Genomic DNA, 17,184 nt, shown 5'->3' with positions numbered 1-17,184 from the left:
AGCTAGAAAGTGTGGTATTTATTGAATAAGAACGCTTATTTTTGCAGCATGTTACAATTTGAGAATCAAAAGATAAAACAAATAGTTCGCAAGGTGCTTCCGGTAGTAACGCTGGGGGTGATGTTATATTCCTGCGCCAGTATTGGACGGCCGGACGGTGGACCATACGATGAGACGCCGCCCCGTTTCATCGGCAGTACTCCGGAGGCAGGGGCTTTGAATAATAAAAGGACTAAAGTCTCTTTGATGTTCGACGAGTTTATTAAGCTGGAGAAAGCGACCGAGAAAGTCGTTGTTTCCCCTCCCCAAATACAGCAACCGGAAATCAAGGCTTCCGGCAAGAGAATACAAGTCAACCTGCTCGACTCTCTGAAACCTAACACGACCTACACGATTGACTTCTCGGATGCAATTGTCGACAATAATGAAGGTAATCCGTTGGGTAACTTTGCATTTACGTTCTCTACCGGTACGGAAATCGATACGATGGAAGTAGCAGGTACGATGCTCGATGCCTCTAACCTGGAGCCTATTAAAGGTATGCTTGTCGGACTACATTCCAACCTGAACGATTCGGCTTTCAACAAATTGCCTTTCGACCGTGTGGCACGTACGGACAGCCGTGGACGTTTCTCCATCCGTGGTGTAGCTCCCGGCAAATATCGCATCTATGGATTGATGGATGCCGACCAGAACTTTGCCTTCAACCAGAAAAGTGAGATGATCGCTTTCCACGATTCGTTGATTATCCCCCGCATGGAAGAACGCATCCGCATGGATACGGCTTGGGTGGACTCGTTAACTTACGACACGATTGTTGAGAAGAAATATATGCATTATTTGCCGGATGATGTCATTCTCCGTGCTTTTAAGGAACTCAATTATTCACAATATCTTATCAAGTCGGAAAGACTGGTTCCTCAAAAGTTTACGTTCTATTTCGCCGGTAAGGCAGATACTCTGCCTGTTTTGAAAGGCTTGAACTTCGATGAAAAGGATGCTTTTGTCATCGAAAAGAATCAGCGGAATGACACCATCCATTATTGGGTAAAAGACTCCCTGCTCTTCAAGCAGGATACGCTGGCCATGAGTTTGACTTATCTTTATACGGATACCTTGAATCAGCTAGTGCCCCGTACGGATACGCTGAACCTCGTTTCGAAACAGAAATATAAGAAAGAGGAGCCGGATAAGGACAAAAAGAAAAAGAAGAAAAAGAAAGGGGAAGAGGATGAACCCGAACCAACGAAATTCTTGCCGGTGAATGTTAGTGCCCCTTCGTCAATGGATGTATATGGATCTATTTCTTTGAATTTTGAAGAACCGATAGCCAGTTTCGACACTGCCGCCATACATTTGCGGCAAAAAGTAGATACGCTCTGGAAAGATATACCATTCGAATTTGAGCAGGATTCAGTGAATCTGAAGAAGTTTAATCTGTATTATGATTGGGAACCGACGTTGGAGTATGAATTCTCGGTAGACTCGACTGCCTTCCACGGAATATATGGATTATTTACCGATAAGATAAAACAAGGATTCAAGGTGCGTAGTGAAGATGAATATTTCACGCTTCATTTCAATGTGACGGGAGCGGATTCACTGGCCTTTGTCGAATTGCTTGACGCCCAGGACAAAGTGGTCCGTAAGCGGAGAGTGGAAGAGGACGGAATGGTCGATTTCTACTTCCTGAATCCGGGAAAATATGCAGCCCGACTAATCAATGACACAAATGGAAATGGTGAATGGGACACGGGAGACTTTGCTAAAGGCATCCAGCCAGAGGCTGTTTACTACTATCCGACGATATTGGAATATAAAGCGTTGTGGGATGTGACCCAACCGTGGGATATTCATGCGACTCCTGTGGATAAGCAGAAACCGGACGAACTTAAAAAACAAAAACCAGATGAAGACAAGAAAAAGAAAGATAGGGATCGAAATAATCAGAACCGCCGTCGTTGACGCTCGACGTAACCTTATTATTGGATTGGTGGCATTACTGACGGGAATCTTCGCCCTCCCTGCCAGTGCCCAATGTGAAGCGAAGAATGATGCGTTTCAATCCGGCGAACATGTAATGTATGATTTATACTTCAACTGGAAGTTTGTCTGGGTGAAAGCCGGACTCGCCAGTCTGACAACGAATGCGACTACTTATCATTCGCAACCAGCCTACCGGATTAACCTGCTCGCTTTAGGCAGCAAACGGGCGGACTTCTTTTTCAAGATGCGCGATACGCTGACTTGTGTGATCGGTGAAAAACTGGAACCGCGCTATTTCCGCAAAGGTGCCGAAGAGGGAAAACGTTACACGGTCGATGAGGCTTGGTTTTCATATAAGGACGGTCTTTGCCTCGTAAACCAGAAACGTACTTACCGGGATGGAGCGTTTGATGAATCTGAAGCTAGCGATAGCCGCTGTATATACGATATGTTAAGCATTCTGGCGCAGGCACGTTCTTACGACCCTGCGGATTATAAGGTGGGAGACAAAATTAAGTTCCCGATGGCTACGGGCCGTAAAGTGGAAGAGCAAACGCTTATCTACCGTGGGAAAGAAAATGTAAAAGCGGAGAATGGAGTTACTTACCGTTGCCTGATCTTCTCATTGGTAGAATATGATAAGAAAGGAAAAGAAAAGGAGGTGATAACTTTCTTCGTAACGGACGACTTGAACCATCTTCCTGTCCGCCTGGATTTATTCCTGAACTTCGGTTCGGCAAAAGCATTCCTGAATAATGTGACGGGTAACCGGCATCCGCTGACTTCTATCGTTAAATAGATATAGAGAAAAAACGAAGGCATATCAGAAGTAAATTGACCTGCCAACCTGTTATTTTTTAGACGCGGATAACGCGGATGACACGGATTTATTATCTTCTTATCCGTATCATCCGCGTTATCTGTGTCTAAAAGGTATACTTTTAAAAGTGTTGATGCACCTTCCTGTTTTTATTCCTGAACTTCGAAAGGCACTTTTTGATCCTTTCGGAATACGCTGGATTCAAAAGTTGCAATCAACTCTCCGTCTTGGTTTGTTATATCTACCTGATAGCAACCTGTGCTTCGGCCGATATAGCGTTCGCGTGCTTCGGCAAAGAGAGTGTCTCCGGGGCCGCTGGCACGCAGGAAAGTAATAGTGGACGAGAGAGAGAAAGCTAGTGTGCCGTGCGAGTTAGCAGCTGCGGCAAGCGCAAGGTCTGCCAGCGTAAAGATGGCTCCTCCTTGTGTGCGGGCACCTGCATTAAGATGTTCGGCTTTTATTTCTAACTTGGCTTTACTATACCCTTTTCTTACTTCCAGCAGAATTATACCTGCATTTTTGGCAAATATGTCATTCTTAAAGAATTCTTGTGGTGTCATGATGATTTATAATTTATGATTTATGGGGTGGATTCTGATTTATGAAAATGTCATTCAGGCATAAATCATAATTCATAAATCCAAAATCTTTTGCAAATGTACCAAAATAGTTCCTCATTTGGATTATTTGGGTCGGTCTATTCTCTTTAAATGCACTATTTTTGCAATCAAGAAAATTAATCACTTAATAAACAATCCATGTATTATGAAAACAATTCTTAGCGCATTAGGACTTTCCCTTTTGATCTTAACGAGTTGCGGTGGACAAAAAAAGGTTGAAGTAGACTTTATTCAGGACAACATCGACAACGCAGTTGCACAAAACACGATTCAAACGGACATTATTGAAAAATCCGGTAAGATCCTGAATCCAAGAACGATCAACAAAGACGGTAGTATATCCTATATACCTATCGAAGACTGGTGTTCCGGCTTCTTTCCCGGCAGTATGTGGCTCACATATAATCTGACCGGAGATCAGAAATGGTTACCATTGGCCGAAAAATATACAGAAGCTCTTGATTCGGTAAAACATCTGAAATGGCATCATGACGTAGGGTTTATGATCGGTTGTAGTTATCTGAACGGATACCGTTTGGCGGACAAGAAAGAATATAAAGATGTAATTATTGAAACAGCTAAGTCGCTTTCTACCCGTTTTCGCCCGAATGCAGGCGTTATCCAGTCATGGGATGCCGATAGAGGCTGGCAGGGAACGCGTGGATGGAAATGTCCGGTGATTATTGATAATATGATGAATCTCGAACTCTTGTTTGAGGCAACCGCTCTTTCAGGTGATTCTACTTTCTATAATATTGCAGTGAAACATGCCGATACGACAATAGCTCACCACTTCCGTCCGGACAATAGCTGCTACCATGTGGTAGATTACGATCCGGAGACAGGTGAAGTGCGTAAGAAACAAACTGCACAGGGATATGCGGATGAATCTTCTTGGGCCCGTGGACAAGCTTGGGCACTCTACGGATACACTACTTGCTATCGTTACACGAAAGACAAGAAATATCTCGACCAGGCACAAAAAGTATATAATTTTATATTTAATAATAAGAATATGCCGGAAGATCTCGTTCCTTACTGGGATTATGATGCTCCGAATATTCCGAACGAACCGCGTGATGCTTCTGCTGCCGCTTGTACAGCTTCTGCCCTTTACGAACTGGATGGCTACCTGCCGGATAATCACTACAAGGAAACCGCTGATAAGATTATGCAGAGTTTAGGCTCGCCTGCTTATCGTGCAAAGGTTGGAACAAATGGAAACTTTATCCTGATGCATTCAGTAGGTAGTATTCCTCACGGTCAGGAAATTGATGTCCCTCTGAACTATGCTGACTATTACTTCCTGGAAGGACTGATGCGTAAAAGAGATTTGGAAAAGAAATAAGGAATAATAAAAAATAATGAACGGTAAACAGTGAACGATGAATGCTTTAAGGATTCTAACGTAACATGTTTACCGTTTATCATTCAGCATTGATTGTTTATTATTCCCCTCTCATTATTTATCACTAACCTGTTTAAATCATTTATCGTAAACTATCATGAATAAACCTATTAACCTTCTTGTAGGAGGTCTGACGCTGTTTGCCGCACAGGGTTGCAAGGCTCCGAAGCAAGTGCCCCAACAAGCAGAACATCCCAATATAATCTATGTATTTCCCGATCAATACCGTAATCAGGCGATGGGCTTTTGGAATCAGGACGGATTTCGGGATAAAGTAAATTTTAAAGGAGACCCCGTGCATACTCCTAATTTGGATGCGTTTGCGCGTGAATCGATGGTACTGTCGTCTGCACAGAGTAACTGCCCGTTGAGTAGTCCTCATCGTGGAATGTTACTGACCGGTATGTACCCGAATAAAAGCGGTGTACCATTGAATTGTAACTCCTCACGTCCGATCAGCTCCTTACGCGAAGATGCGGAATGTATTGGCGATGTATTCAGTAAGGCAGGTTACGACTGTGCCTATTTCGGCAAACTTCATGCCGACTTCCCAACTCCGAACGATCCCGAACATCCGGGACAATATGTAGAAGAGAAACGTCCGGCATGGGATGCTTATACTCCGAAAGAACGTCGTCATGGTTTTAATTACTGGTATTCTTACGGTACATTTGATGAACACAAGAACCCGCATTATTGGGATACGGATGGCAAGAGGCATGATCCGAAAGAATGGTCGCCCCTGCATGAAGCAGGCAAGGTTGTTTCTTATCTGAAAAATGACGGTAACGTACGCGATACCAAGAAGCCTTTCTTTATTATGGTAGGTATGAATCCTCCTCACAGCCCGTACCGTTCTTTGAATGACTGCGAGGAACAAGATTTCAATCTTTATAAAGACCAGCCTTTGGATAGTCTGTTGATTCGCCCGAATGTAGATTTGAAGATGAAGAAGGCAGCATCCGCCCGCTATTATTTCGCCTCCGTAACCGGTGTGGACCGTGCTTTCGGTCAGATTCTGGAAACATTGAAAGAGATGGGATTAGATAAGAATACAGTTGTCATCTTTGCTTCCGATCATGGTGAAACGATGTGCAGCCAGCGTACCGATGATCCGAAGAATTCCCCTTATTCCGAATCTATGAATATTCCGTTCCTGGTTCGTTTCCCCGGTAAGATTCAGCCGAGGGTGGATGATTTATTGCTTTCCGCTCCTGATATTATGCCTACAGTGCTTGGCCTGTGCGGACTGGGTGATTCTATCCCGGCAGAAGTGCAGGGACGTAATTTTGCTCCTCTTTTCTTCGATGAAAAGGCGAAAATTGTTCGTCCTACCGGTGCGCTGTACATTCAGAATGTAGACGGTGATAAAGATGAAAATGGATTGGTGCAAACTTACTTCCCTTCTTCAAGAGGTATCAAGACGGCTCAATATACATTGGCTTTATATATCGACCGCAATACGAAGGAGTTGAAAAAAAGTCTTTTGTTCGATGATGTAAAAGATCCATATCAACTGCATAACTTGCCTTTGGAAGAAAATAAGGAGATTGTGGCACAACTTTGCGGTGAAATGGGAGCCATGCTAAAGGAAATTAATGATCCTTGGTATACGGAAAAGATTCTGTCGGATCGGATTCCTTATTAACGATTTATGTATTCTTATATAATCATTTAGGCACAGATCACGCGGATTCACGGTCTTTAGTGTTGTCATTGTTGCAAAGTAACCGCGTTCATCCGTGTAATCCGTGCCTAAAAAAGATAACAATTCAGTAATGAAAAGCAGTTGTTTTATAATATTATTCCTTTTGGGAATTATTCCTTCAACTTTCGCCCAACTCATCGGATTTGAAGAGAAAGTGCCCGAAGCATTTAAAGTTTCCGGAAAGGGAGAAGTGAAAATCTCTTCTCTTTTTTACAAGGAGGGTGAAAGTAGTCTGGAATGGGACTTTCAGCCTGGTTCTACGCTGGACATTCAAATTGCTCCTTTATCGTTGAATGCGAGAAATGAGAAGCAATTCGGCATTACCTTGTGGATTTATAATGAGAAACCGCAGCAGGATTCTATTCGTTTTGAGTTTCTGAATAAGGCAGGAGAAGTCTCTTATTGGTTCTCTTATCGTTTACAGGCAGCAGGCTGGCGGGCTTGCTGGATCTCTTTTGAGTATATGCAGGGCGACAAGAAAGATAAGAAGATCGTAGCCTATCGGCTGGTTGCCCCGCAACGGAAGGGACGTATCTTTCTTGACCGTCTGATTTTTCCGGAAAAGAAAATGAATCTTCGTACCACTCCCGACCAACAGTTGCCTACCAATAATGGGCTGTCTAATCGTGACCTGTGGCATTGGTGTCTCGTGTGGAAATGGGAACAACAGTCGTATGATATTCCTCTGCCTTCTAAATTGACAAGCGAACAAAAGAAGGAGCTGAAGACTATCGAACAACGTTTGACTGACTTTCTGGAAGTGAAAAAGGCTCCGCAAGGACCGATTAATGCTGCCTATAAAACATTTGAGAAAGCGGCTATCAGTCCATCCATCGCTGGGACGGGATTTATAGGAACTCCTATTGTTGCTCCTGATGAACAGGACAAGAAGAAAGGAGAAATGTCATGGAACGATATTGAAACGATGCTTTCCGGCTTTGCCTATGATGCTTATTATAACCAGAACGAAACATCAAAGAAAAACTACTTTACCGTATTCGACTATGCTATCGATCAGGGATTTGCATACGGTAGCGGTATGGGTACCAATCATCATTATGGTTATCAGGTACGTAAGATATATACAACTGCCTGGCTGATGCGTGATGCTATCTATAAACATCCTCATCGGGATGCTTATCTCTCCACATTGCGTTTTTGGGCGGCTCTGCAAGAAACTCGTCAGCCATGTTCTCCAACACGTGATGAATTGTTGGATTCCTGGCATACGTTATTGATGGCGAAATTTATTTCCGCTATGATGTTTCCCGATGCAAGGGAACAGGCGCAAGCTTTGAGCGGCTTGTCACGTTGGCTATCTTCTTCTTTGCGTTATACTCCGGGAACGATCGGTGGTATAAAGGTAGACGGTACGACTTTCCATCATGGCGGTTTCTATCCGGGATATACCACTGGAGTACTTGCGACTGTAGGAGAATATATTGCATTTACCAATGGTACAAGTTTTGAACTGACCGAAGATGCGCGCAAACACATGAAATCAGCCTTTATTGCTATGCGCAATTATTGCAATTTCTATGAATGGGGCATCGGAATCAGTGGCCGTCATCCTTTTGGAGGGAAGATGGGAAGCGATGATATCGAAGCATTTGCCAATATCGCTTTATCCGGCGATTTGTCCGGTCAGGGAAATACGTTTGATCGTGGTCTGGCTGCCGACTATTTACGTCTGATACGCAATAGTGATACTCCGAATGCGCGTTTCTTCAAGAAGGAAGGTATTCAACCGGCACAGGCTCCACAGGGATTCTTCGTTTACAACTATGGTTCGGCAGGCATTTTCCGTCGTGCGGACTGGATGGTGACATTGAAAGGGTATACCACTGACGTATGGGGCTCTGAAATTTATACGAAAGATAACCGTTACGGACGTTATCAGAGTTATGGCTCCGTGCAGATTATGGGGAAAGGAAATCCCGTGTCACGTGCCGGAAGCGGTTTTGTGCAGGAGGGATGGGACTGGAACCGTTTGCCGGGCACAACTACCATTCATTTGCCTTTCAACTTGCTTGATAGCCCATTGAAAGGAACGACTATGGCACGCTCCAAAGAGAATTTCTCCGGAAGCAGTTCTTTAGATGGTAAAAATGGAATGTTCGCTATGAAATTGGCAGAACGGGATTATGAGAACTTCACACCAGACTTTGTGGCCCGTAAATCCGTTTTCTGTTTTGATAACCGGATGGTTTGCCTGGGAACAGGTATTGCGAACTCCAATGCGGATTATCCTACGGAAACGACTCTTTTCCAGACAAAATATAATGGTAAGGAGCCCAAAGTAGGAGAGGATAACTATTGGCTTCATGATGGTTATGACAATTATTATCATGTAGTGGACGGAACCGTTCGCGCACAGGTGGCAGAACAGGAATCACGGCATGAAAAGACGCGTGAAATAACCAAAGGAAAATTTTCTTCTGCCTGGATAGAACATGGCAAGGCGCCGAAAGAGGGGACTTATGAATATATGGTATTGATACAGCCTTCTGCTTCCGATCTCGACGAACTGCGCAAAACTCCTGCATACGAGGTGTTGCAACGCGATCAGACTGCTCACGTTGTTTATGATAAAAAGACAGGTATCACGGCGTATGCTGCTTTTGAAGCTTATCAGCCTGCCGCTGATAAAGTGTTCGTGGCTATTCCTGCGGAAACAATGGTGATGTATGCAAAGGAATCTGATAAGGGTATCCGTTTAAGCGTCTGTGATCCGAATCTGAATATAGAAGAGAAGACGTATACAACGAAAGAGCCCAGTCGTCCTATTACTAAGGAGATACGGCTTAAAGGACATTGGAGATTGACAAGCCCGATGGAAAATGTCCGGTTGGAACAGCAGGGAGACCAGACCGTACTGACGGTAACCTGTCAGCATGGACAGCCGGTTGAAATGCTCATGGAAAATAAATAATTAGTGAATAAGATAAGAGAAAACAAGAATTTAAAGAGAGGTATTAGTTATCATGTTTCTATGAAAAAAGAGAAGACCGGTTCGTGGTGAGCCGGTCTTCTTTGTATTTGCACGGTGCGTTGAGCACTTTCTTTTCTTATTACTTATTCAGCCTCCATTCGAAACCGTCTTTAGTATCTTTGATTTCAAATCCGAGTGCTGTCAGTGTGTTGCGGATTTCATCGGAAGTAGCCCAGTCTTTGTTGGCTTTCGCTTTCATACGTTGTTCCAGTAGCATATCTACTACCTTACCGTAGGCTGCTTCACGGCCATCAGAAGAACCTTTTTCTTCTTTCAATCCCATGATGTCGAAGCTGAACAGATGGAATGTTTCTTTCAACTCTTTCAGGTCTTCGGCGGATATGGTGGCATTGCCGGCAATGATATTGTTAATAATGCGGGCACCTTCGAAAAGCTGTGCGATGACAATCGGTGTATTCAAGTCGTCATTCATTGCTTCATAGCACTTAGCGCGCAGTTCTTTCACGTTGATTCCCTCTGAAGTTGCCGGTGCGGGAGTAATCTTATCCAATGCGTCAATGGCTTCCATCAGACGTTGCAGCCCTTTTTCGGATGCTTGCAGTGCTTCATTGCTAAAGTCTACCGTGCTGCGGTAATGAGCTTGCAGGATGAAGAAACGGATTGTCATTGGTGTGTAGGCTTGTGCCAGCAGCTTATGAGTACCGTTGAAGAATTCGTCCAAAGTGATGAAGTTGCCGAGTGATTTACCCATCTTGGTTCCGTTGATGGTAATCATGTTGTTGTGCATCCAGTAGTGAACCATGTCATCACCTTGTGAGGCTACCGATTGTGCGATTTCACATTCGTGGTGAGGGAAAATCAAGTCCATTCCTCCTCCGTGAATATCGAAGTGTTCGCCTAGGTATTTGCGTCCCATAGCGGTACATTCGGCGTGCCATCCGGGGAAACCGTCGCTCCATGGAGACGGCCAGCGCATGATATGTTCAGGTTGTGCCTTTTTCCAAAGGGCGAAGTCGGCGGGATTGCGTTTTTCGCTTTGTCCGTCGAGGTCACGGGTGGTATTCAATACGTCGTCCAAATTACGTCCGGAAAGTTTTCCGTAATGGTGATCTTTGTTGTATTTGGCTACATCGAAATAAACGGAGCCTTCGCTTTCATAGGCGTATCCGGCATCCAAAATCTTCTGTACCAGTTGGATTTGTTCAATGATATGTCCTGAAGCATGTGGTTCGATGCTCGGAGAAAGTACATTCAGTGCTTCCATTGCTTTATGATAGCGGTTCAGGAAATATTGAACAACCTCCATTGGTTCCAACTCTTCCAGACGTGCTTTCTTGGCAATCTTGTCTTCTCCGTCATCGGCATCATGTTCCAGATGACCTACATCGGTAATATTTCGTACGTAGCGTACTTTATATCCTAGGTGGGTGAGATAGCGGAATAACACATCGAAGGTTATAGACGGGCGGGCGTGTCCTAAATGGGCATCTCCGTAAACAGTCGGTCCGCACACATACATGCCTACATGAGGTGCATGAAGCGGTACGAACAACTTTTTCTTTCTATCTAAGGTGTTGTAAATGGTAAGTTGATGTTCCATAACATTTTATATTTGTTTTATTGGAACTGCAAAGTTAGTATAAAATCTGAATATGCGCTCTATCTTTGATGAGTTGATTTTAGCTCTTGAGCTGTTTTACTGGTAATATTATTAGTTTCCCGGTATGAAACTAAAAGTTTCACACCGGGGAACCAATGGTTTCATTACGGGAAACCAAAGGTTTCTCACCGAGAAACTAAAATTTTGTCGGCATGAAAGTAAATGTTTGGTTATTGTTGACTGCAAAACTTATCAATAGCTTCTGCTACACCGTCTTCTTCGTTGCTTAGAGTGATGTAATTTGCTGCTTTTTTTACAGGTTCTTGTGCATTTCCCATAGCAATTCCCAGTCCTGCAAACTTAATCATGGATAAGTCATTATAGCCATCTCCCATTGCTATGACTTCTTCTCGTGCTACTCCTATTTCTTTCAATAAGACAGCAAGAGAAAGAGCTTTGTCAATTCCTTGCGGAACTAATTCGAGGAAATAGGGTTCTGAACGGAAAACGTTAATATGTCCTTGTAGCCGGAGACTAAGTTCTGCTTCAAGCGGAATGAGTTTATCTGCGTCTCCCACGATGAGGCATTTGGCTACAGGAAGCGTGATCTCTGTGAGGAAGTCGTTTGTTTCCCGTACTGCCATTTTATTGAGAAAGGCCTCTTTCTGTACGTATGGGTCTTGAGAGTTTTCTGTTATTATATCTGCTCCGTCATAGGTTAATATACTTAGTTGGTGGGTACGGGCACATTCATAGAGCATCGGAACAACTTCATTAGGTAACACATTTTCATATACCATCTCTTTTGTTTCCCAATTGATAATTTCACCTCCGTTATAGGAGAGGATGAAACCTCCGAATTCATTCATCCGTAATTCGTTGGCTAATGGTACAATACCATAAGTAGGTCGTCCGGAAGCTAATACGAGTCGTATTCCTTGCTCTTGTATACGTATTAGAGTTTCCCTGTTGCGGGGAGTGATTTCTTTTTTAGAATTGGTGAGTGTGCCGTCAAGGTCGAGCACGATAAGTTTGTATTTCATGTAGCGTTGTTTTGGGTGCAAAGATAGATTAAAAAAGTTTTTCCGCAAGGTGGTGGGGGAAAAGATGTGGCTTTAGCTAAGCCAGCCATCGTTTGTTCAACTTGGCAGATGTTTTTGTAAAGTATTGAATATTAATAAAGGAGCTTCAGATCTGAGTCGTCGTGCTGTCATGCATCAGATGCAGGGACTTTCTTTTTGAACCAGACTCGTATTTTTCGGATGTAGTAGCTTCTCCTGTTTCTGATTTCTTGATTGATGATATGACATTTAGATAAATAAAAGCCGCATAACGAAAGTTATGCGGCTTTTATTATTAAACTGGTAAAAGAGTTTTATTCAATTGTTGCTCCATAACCAGCTACATCGCTAGCTAATGTAAATATACCATTTACATAATCATATTGAGTAATAGGAGCTGTTGCGTGCTTGGTTATGTTATTACCGCTTGTTGGTTCTTTAACTAAAGAACTTGTATGATAATAATTCCAATTTTTGGTTAAGCCATATACGATATTGTCGGTTACATCTATTTGAGGTGTGCAACTTTCTAAGAAAGAATAATAGTAGGAACCGAATTCTGCTTCCGGACTTACGTCAAAGATATTCTTGCTTATAGTCAATGATGTTCCTTTTTGATATCTGAAGAATATATTGCTACCTATCATGTTGACAAAAGTATTATTTATAATTTCGGCAGAAAGTACACCATCTGATAAAGGTATATTACCAGTAGCCCAGTTTAATATTTGCACGCCTTCTTGAGGTGTCTGGCTATACACTATATTGTTCTTGAAGTTGAAAGTTTTATAATCTCCTAAATTGAAGCCTTTATATATATTTATCAAGGCAATTTTGATAGCATTAACTTCAATACGAGTGTCTTGAACAGAGATGTTGTCTATACCAAAGTAAGTCTTTTGTGCTGCATCGTAATAAATTGGTTTCAAGACATTCGCAATCAGACAGTTGTCAATGCAGATGTCAGTAAAGTCTCCCTTGCTGATAACGCCTGCATTATTTATAAAATAACCAGCATTGCTACCTCCATTGAGATCACTTAAATCTATTTTTATATTCTTAAAAAGTAGCTTTCCTTTGCATGATTTCCAGCAATTAATAGGACGAAGTGTTACTTGCTCGTCATCATATCGACCGATGATAATAACATCATTGCTGATTGATTTTACTCCGGTTGTGGTAAAATTGTGTGCTGTACCTGTGAGGAACAGTATAACAGGTTTACTCATTGTAGCACTAAAGTAAGTGTCAAGTGCCACATCGGCATCTGTTGCATCCAATATTTGTATGTCAGCATCTGAATAAATTTGGTTGTTGATGGTGATGCCGCCGATAGTAATGTCTTTACCATGATCAAAATCGGCTTTATAATCCGTACGATTCTTAATACTAACCTGAATCTTTGCAATCATAGCATACTTTCCACTTGTTGCCAATATCGCAATATCAGTACTGTTATCAGCTGTTGCACGAGTCATCATCTTTGCGCTTGATGCAGGGGCAGTAACAATCAATACATTTTCTTTTCCAGCTTCCTTAGAGAATTTAGCACTCCATCCTTCCGGAGCAGTAATCATTGTATTTTTTACTCCTCTCATGGTCATGGTAAATTCTTTCGTTTCACCTGCAGAAAACTCTTGTATTTGTTCTAAATCTTCAGCCGCAAAACTACATTCAAAGTCGCTGATGATAGGGATACGTATGGTTGGAGCATCCTCACCCGCAAGTACTAAGACCAGTTCGTTGTTTTCTACTGTTACACTCTTGAAGTTTTTGTCTTCTGCCGGAGCGGAACCGTCACCAGTTGCGCTGACTTTGTCAGTAGTTCCTTCTTTGTATATATATTCATAATTTTTTCCTCCGTCATAGCTAACTTGCCAGTAACCTTCGCTATCTACATTGAATGTGGGAGTTTTACCACTCTCTCCATTAGCCTTCACAGGTTGTCCGTTTACAGTCAGACGCTCCGGAGTTTCATTTTTGTTGTAAAGAACAGTCCAGTAGCCTTCTGAATCGATACCGATAATAGGGCATAACAGGTTATTATCGTTTTTCATATATAGATTTACTGTCTTTCCATTGCTCAAAGTGAGTGTGTAGGAATCAGACTTTTCCTCTATATTAGTAATAAATGTTCCTTCATTATAAAGTTCGCGAAGAGCTTCTGTGTTACTATTTATATCACGTACTTGTGTCTCGAGTGCGGTAACGCGCTTTTTCAGTGCGTCTACATCATCTTCCAAATCGTCAATGTTGGTACATGCTACCAGGCATACAGCCAATAACATGAACATACTCCATACTTTTTTCATGATTATATTGTTTTAAAGTTATTATTTTAAAGAGGATAGCCAGGAAGGAACATATCCCAAACGTTTACGTAATTGAGCCTCATAGAGTGAATATGGTTCCACAGCAGTTCCGTTACTTTCGAGTCGCTTCATTTGAGTAGCATCAAAATCTAAAGGACTTCCGTGGAAACCGACAATGATAGGAGGCATAAATTTCCACCAAAAGCCGTTACTATCCCACCAGGTAAATTTACCTTCTGTATCGATGTCCTGATCTGTTTGTACATTTGTTGCATAGAAATTCCATATTGTCAGATTCTCCATGTGATTTGGCATTTGAGCAGAGTCTCCTCCTTGTCTCCAATGCATGAAACCGCCAGTACAGCAGTCAATTAATGTTGCACGTGGCTGTGTGGCATGTGATTCAAAGCAAGAATCATCTCCCCATTTCACATTCCATATTACAGCACCCATGCTTTGCTTTGAAACACCGCAAGCGTGATATTGACCAACGTTTGTTTTATATTCCATCAATGTGCTTTCACCTTCTCCTTTTCTAAGTGTGTAGCCATTGCTGCTTTCAGTTACTTTTCCAATAAAGATACGGGAAGAAGCTTGCGAGCGGATAGAAGCATGTCCACGATTACCACCAATAGTGATGTCATAAGCAGAACAATTGGCAGAACTTGTGATTGACATGGCTTCACTAACACTTTCAAAATTAACCCGGCGCATCCATGAATTGGTCAGACGTACAAAATCGATAAGCTTAAAACCACCGTCATCTATGTCAGAGCCGTGATGAATAAACTTCTCTTTGGCATGTCCTTTAAATGTAAGGTCTTCTACGCCAACATTGGCATAATTGGCGAATTTATGTACATTCCATCCCCAATCTTTATTAATAGCATGCATGATGGGTTCTTTAAAGGTAATACTGTTACCACTAATCTTTTCAATCTGATGGTATTCGAATATTTGAATACCATTTGTTTTGATATTGGGAGTAATGCCTTGTTGTACCTTAATATCTTGCCATTGATAAGGCGATAGTTCGGAATTAATAACATCATTATCCGTGTTTCCCAACTTGGGGGTTCCCAGTACGAGACATACCCAACTGCCCGCACTTACTCCTGTTAAACTGGCCGTTATGGTTTTGCTGCCTATGGGAGCGTCTTCAGTGATAGCACCAATTGATTCTCCTAATCCTGTATTATGTTTGAACTCCATCATAACAGGAGCATTCCACATTTCCTCAGTAGGTTTGGGAGAATTATTTGCAGCAGTCATTTCGAGTGTTGTTTTGTTTCTTCCGGCTCCTTTTAAAACAATATCACTCATCGATATACGAATCCTGCGATCCTTAGAATCCTCATCTTGTAGAATATAATTCCCTTCTGGGAAGTAGATAATAGCTTTAGCGTTTTCCTTAATATATCGATCTGTCATATTATTGAGATCTTCTTGCTTTGTTTCTCTTGCTATTTTTTCCAGTACCTTCATGAAAGCTGCTCTGTCAGATTTGCCGTCGTTGGGGATAGCCCCATATTGGGGATCTGTAACATCGTATACTTTATATCCTTGTGCTATTAATGTTTCTATTTCAGGAGGAGCTATTTCACCATGTTTATATCCGGCGTATGAAAAGTCCAATAATACATTTTGTTGATCTGCGTTTACAAATTGTTGCCAGGCTTTTGCTCCGGTTTCATTGGAAAGTTGTTTCACTTCAATAGAAACAATACGGATATAATTCTTTGATGAAGTAAGTACAATCTTAATTGTTTCTTCTACGTCTTTTACAACAGTTGCTTGTGGTGTGATAGTTAATAAGTTCTCGGATAAAAGAACATCCCATCCTTTAGGAGCTTGTATTGCAGCTTGTTGCACGTCATTCTGTTCTACTTTATACTCTTTATGGTTTTCATTGGGGGCAAAAACTTGCACAGCTTGTTCACTTTCAGCGTCATTGAGACCATAAATGATCAGTCCGAAGCTGTCGTCTACTGGGAAAGTATATGTTTTTTCACCATCAGCCAGGGTGAATGAGAAAGTATGGTTTGCTTCATTATATTCTACCTTGCTGAATATGCTGGTTCCTCCCTGACTTCCACCTTCGGCCTTAGTTCCTAAGCTTGTATATGTTTGTCCATTATCGTAGCTCACTTGCCAATATCCACTGGAAGATACGCTGATTAATGGAGTTGCCACCACATTGCCTTCTCCATCACGGGGCCATGCTGATACTTTCTCTCCATCGACTCCTGGCAGGTATTTGAAATCTGTATCATTACTTGTTTTATATATCCAGTAGCCTTCTTCGTCTACGGAAAATTCAGGGACAGACGCTTGTACAGCTTCACTCTCCATGACTTTAATACTTGTTCCGTCACTAAGTTCCAGCAAATATCCTAAACCATCTTTGGTCGGAGTAATTCCGATAATGATTTTGTTTTTTTGCATAAGGGCTTGCAGACTGGCAAATGAAGTATTCAGTCCTTCCGTTGCTTTTTCCAAAGCAGCGACACGGTCTTTCAGAGAATTGATGTCTGCTTCCAGGTCGTCTGTTTTTTGGCATGATTGCATGATTGCCAACATGCTGCAAATACCAAATAGTAATAGGTAGGTAATGCTCCTGTTTTTCATACATTTATTATTTCGGGTTATTTATAATTTTCACAGTGGCAAAGGTAACCGGATAAAATAAGAGTATATGGATAAAAAAATTCAGGAA

At 42.1% G+C, this 17,184-nt stretch carries 10 protein-coding genes; 5 read left to right on the top strand and 5 right to left on the bottom strand.

All coding sequences use genetic code 11. From position 1 onward, the window contains the following. The first annotated feature begins 48 nt into the window (after window positions 1–48). The gene (locus KTR06_RS11855) at window positions 49–1,965 is read left to right on the top strand and encodes an Ig-like domain-containing protein (protein ID WP_217290373.1); all 1,917 of its coding nucleotides are present in this window, start codon (window positions 49–51) and stop codon (window positions 1,963–1,965) included. Further along, a complete protein-coding gene (locus KTR06_RS11850) occupies window positions 1,910–2,785 on the top strand; it encodes a DUF3108 domain-containing protein (protein WP_008770449.1) in 876 nt (291 codons plus the stop codon). Before KTR06_RS11855 ends, KTR06_RS11850 begins: the two co-directional genes overlap by 56 nt. 170 nt (window positions 2,786–2,955) lie before the next feature. Here the strand turns inward: KTR06_RS11850 and KTR06_RS11845 are convergent, their stop codons facing one another. Beyond that, complete coding sequence (locus tag KTR06_RS11845; RefSeq protein ID WP_004315530.1) at window positions 2,956–3,366, bottom strand: PaaI family thioesterase; 411 nt, start codon at window positions 3,364–3,366, stop codon at window positions 2,956–2,958. A 205-nt stretch (window positions 3,367–3,571) separates the two neighbouring features. Between KTR06_RS11845 and KTR06_RS11840 the strand changes: the two genes are divergently transcribed. The 3 genes from KTR06_RS11840 to KTR06_RS11830 all read left to right on the top strand — a co-directional run bounded on the left by KTR06_RS11840 (window position 3,572) and on the right by KTR06_RS11830 (window position 9,474). Next, window positions 3,572–4,774 carry a glycoside hydrolase family 88 protein gene (locus tag KTR06_RS11840; protein ID WP_212133914.1) on the top strand — a complete coding sequence of 401 codons (1,203 nt, stop codon included), beginning with the start codon at window positions 3,572–3,574 and terminating at the stop codon, window positions 4,772–4,774. Between the two features lie 157 nt (window positions 4,775–4,931). Further along, a complete protein-coding gene (locus KTR06_RS11835) occupies window positions 4,932–6,482 on the top strand; it encodes a sulfatase (protein WP_055235786.1) in 1,551 nt (516 codons plus the stop codon). 130 nt (window positions 6,483–6,612) lie between these two features. After that, window positions 6,613–9,474: a chondroitinase family polysaccharide lyase gene (locus tag KTR06_RS11830; RefSeq protein ID WP_217290372.1), complete on the top strand. Its 2,862-nt coding sequence runs from the start codon at window positions 6,613–6,615 to the stop codon at window positions 9,472–9,474. 139 nt (window positions 9,475–9,613) lie between these two features. Here the strand turns inward: KTR06_RS11830 and cysS are convergent, their stop codons facing one another. The 4 genes from cysS to KTR06_RS11810 form a co-directional block, all read right to left on the bottom strand. Next, the gene (gene cysS / locus KTR06_RS11825) at window positions 9,614–11,095 is read right to left on the bottom strand and encodes a cysteine--tRNA ligase (RefSeq protein WP_211146500.1); all 1,482 of its coding nucleotides are present in this window, start codon (window positions 11,093–11,095) and stop codon (window positions 9,614–9,616) included. 230 nt (window positions 11,096–11,325) lie between these two features. After that, window positions 11,326–12,138 (bottom strand): Cof-type HAD-IIB family hydrolase, encoded by an 813-nt coding sequence (locus KTR06_RS11820; RefSeq protein ID WP_004315541.1) that lies wholly within the window; start codon window positions 12,136–12,138, stop codon window positions 11,326–11,328. A 332-nt stretch (window positions 12,139–12,470) separates the two neighbouring features. Continuing rightward, window positions 12,471–14,468 (bottom strand): PL29 family lyase N-terminal domain-containing protein, encoded by a 1,998-nt coding sequence (locus tag KTR06_RS11815; protein ID WP_217290371.1) that lies wholly within the window; start codon window positions 14,466–14,468, stop codon window positions 12,471–12,473. A 21-nt stretch (window positions 14,469–14,489) separates the two neighbouring features. Beyond that, window positions 14,490–17,096 (bottom strand): DUF4955 domain-containing protein, encoded by a 2,607-nt coding sequence (locus KTR06_RS11810; RefSeq protein WP_217290370.1) that lies wholly within the window; start codon window positions 17,094–17,096, stop codon window positions 14,490–14,492. Between the last annotated feature and the right edge of the window lie 88 nt (window positions 17,097–17,184).

Source organism: Bacteroides sp. MSK.20.12 (genome assembly GCF_019052435.1).
Classification (GTDB): Bacteria; Bacteroidota; Bacteroidia; order Bacteroidales; family Bacteroidaceae; genus Bacteroides; species Bacteroides xylanisolvens.
The sequence above is the reverse complement of the archived record's forward strand: the minus strand, read 5'-3'. Positions and strand labels throughout refer to the sequence as shown.

Bases quoted from the DNA above. Each gene is read 5' to 3' on its own strand.
- KTR06_RS11855 (WP_217290373.1), top strand. From the start codon at position 49: ATGTTACAATTTGAGAATCAAAAGATAAAACAAATAGTTCGCAAGGTG.
- KTR06_RS11850 (WP_008770449.1), top strand. From the start codon at position 1,910: ATGAAGACAAGAAAAAGAAAGATAGGGATCGAAATAATCAGAACCGCC.
- KTR06_RS11845 (WP_004315530.1), bottom strand. From the start codon at position 3,366: ATGACACCACAAGAATTCTTTAAGAATGACATATTTGCCAAAAATGCA.
- KTR06_RS11840 (WP_212133914.1), top strand. From the start codon at position 3,572: ATGAAAACAATTCTTAGCGCATTAGGACTTTCCCTTTTGATCTTAACG.
- KTR06_RS11835 (WP_055235786.1), top strand. From the start codon at position 4,932: ATGAATAAACCTATTAACCTTCTTGTAGGAGGTCTGACGCTGTTTGCC.
- KTR06_RS11830 (WP_217290372.1), top strand. From the start codon at position 6,613: ATGAAAAGCAGTTGTTTTATAATATTATTCCTTTTGGGAATTATTCCT.
- cysS (WP_211146500.1), bottom strand. From the start codon at position 11,095: ATGGAACATCAACTTACCATTTACAACACCTTAGATAGAAAGAAAAAG.
- KTR06_RS11820 (WP_004315541.1), bottom strand. From the start codon at position 12,138: ATGAAATACAAACTTATCGTGCTCGACCTTGACGGCACACTCACCAAT.
- KTR06_RS11815 (WP_217290371.1), bottom strand. From the start codon at position 14,468: ATGAAAAAAGTATGGAGTATGTTCATGTTATTGGCTGTATGCCTGGTA.
- KTR06_RS11810 (WP_217290370.1), bottom strand. From the start codon at position 17,096: ATGAAAAACAGGAGCATTACCTACCTATTACTATTTGGTATTTGCAGC.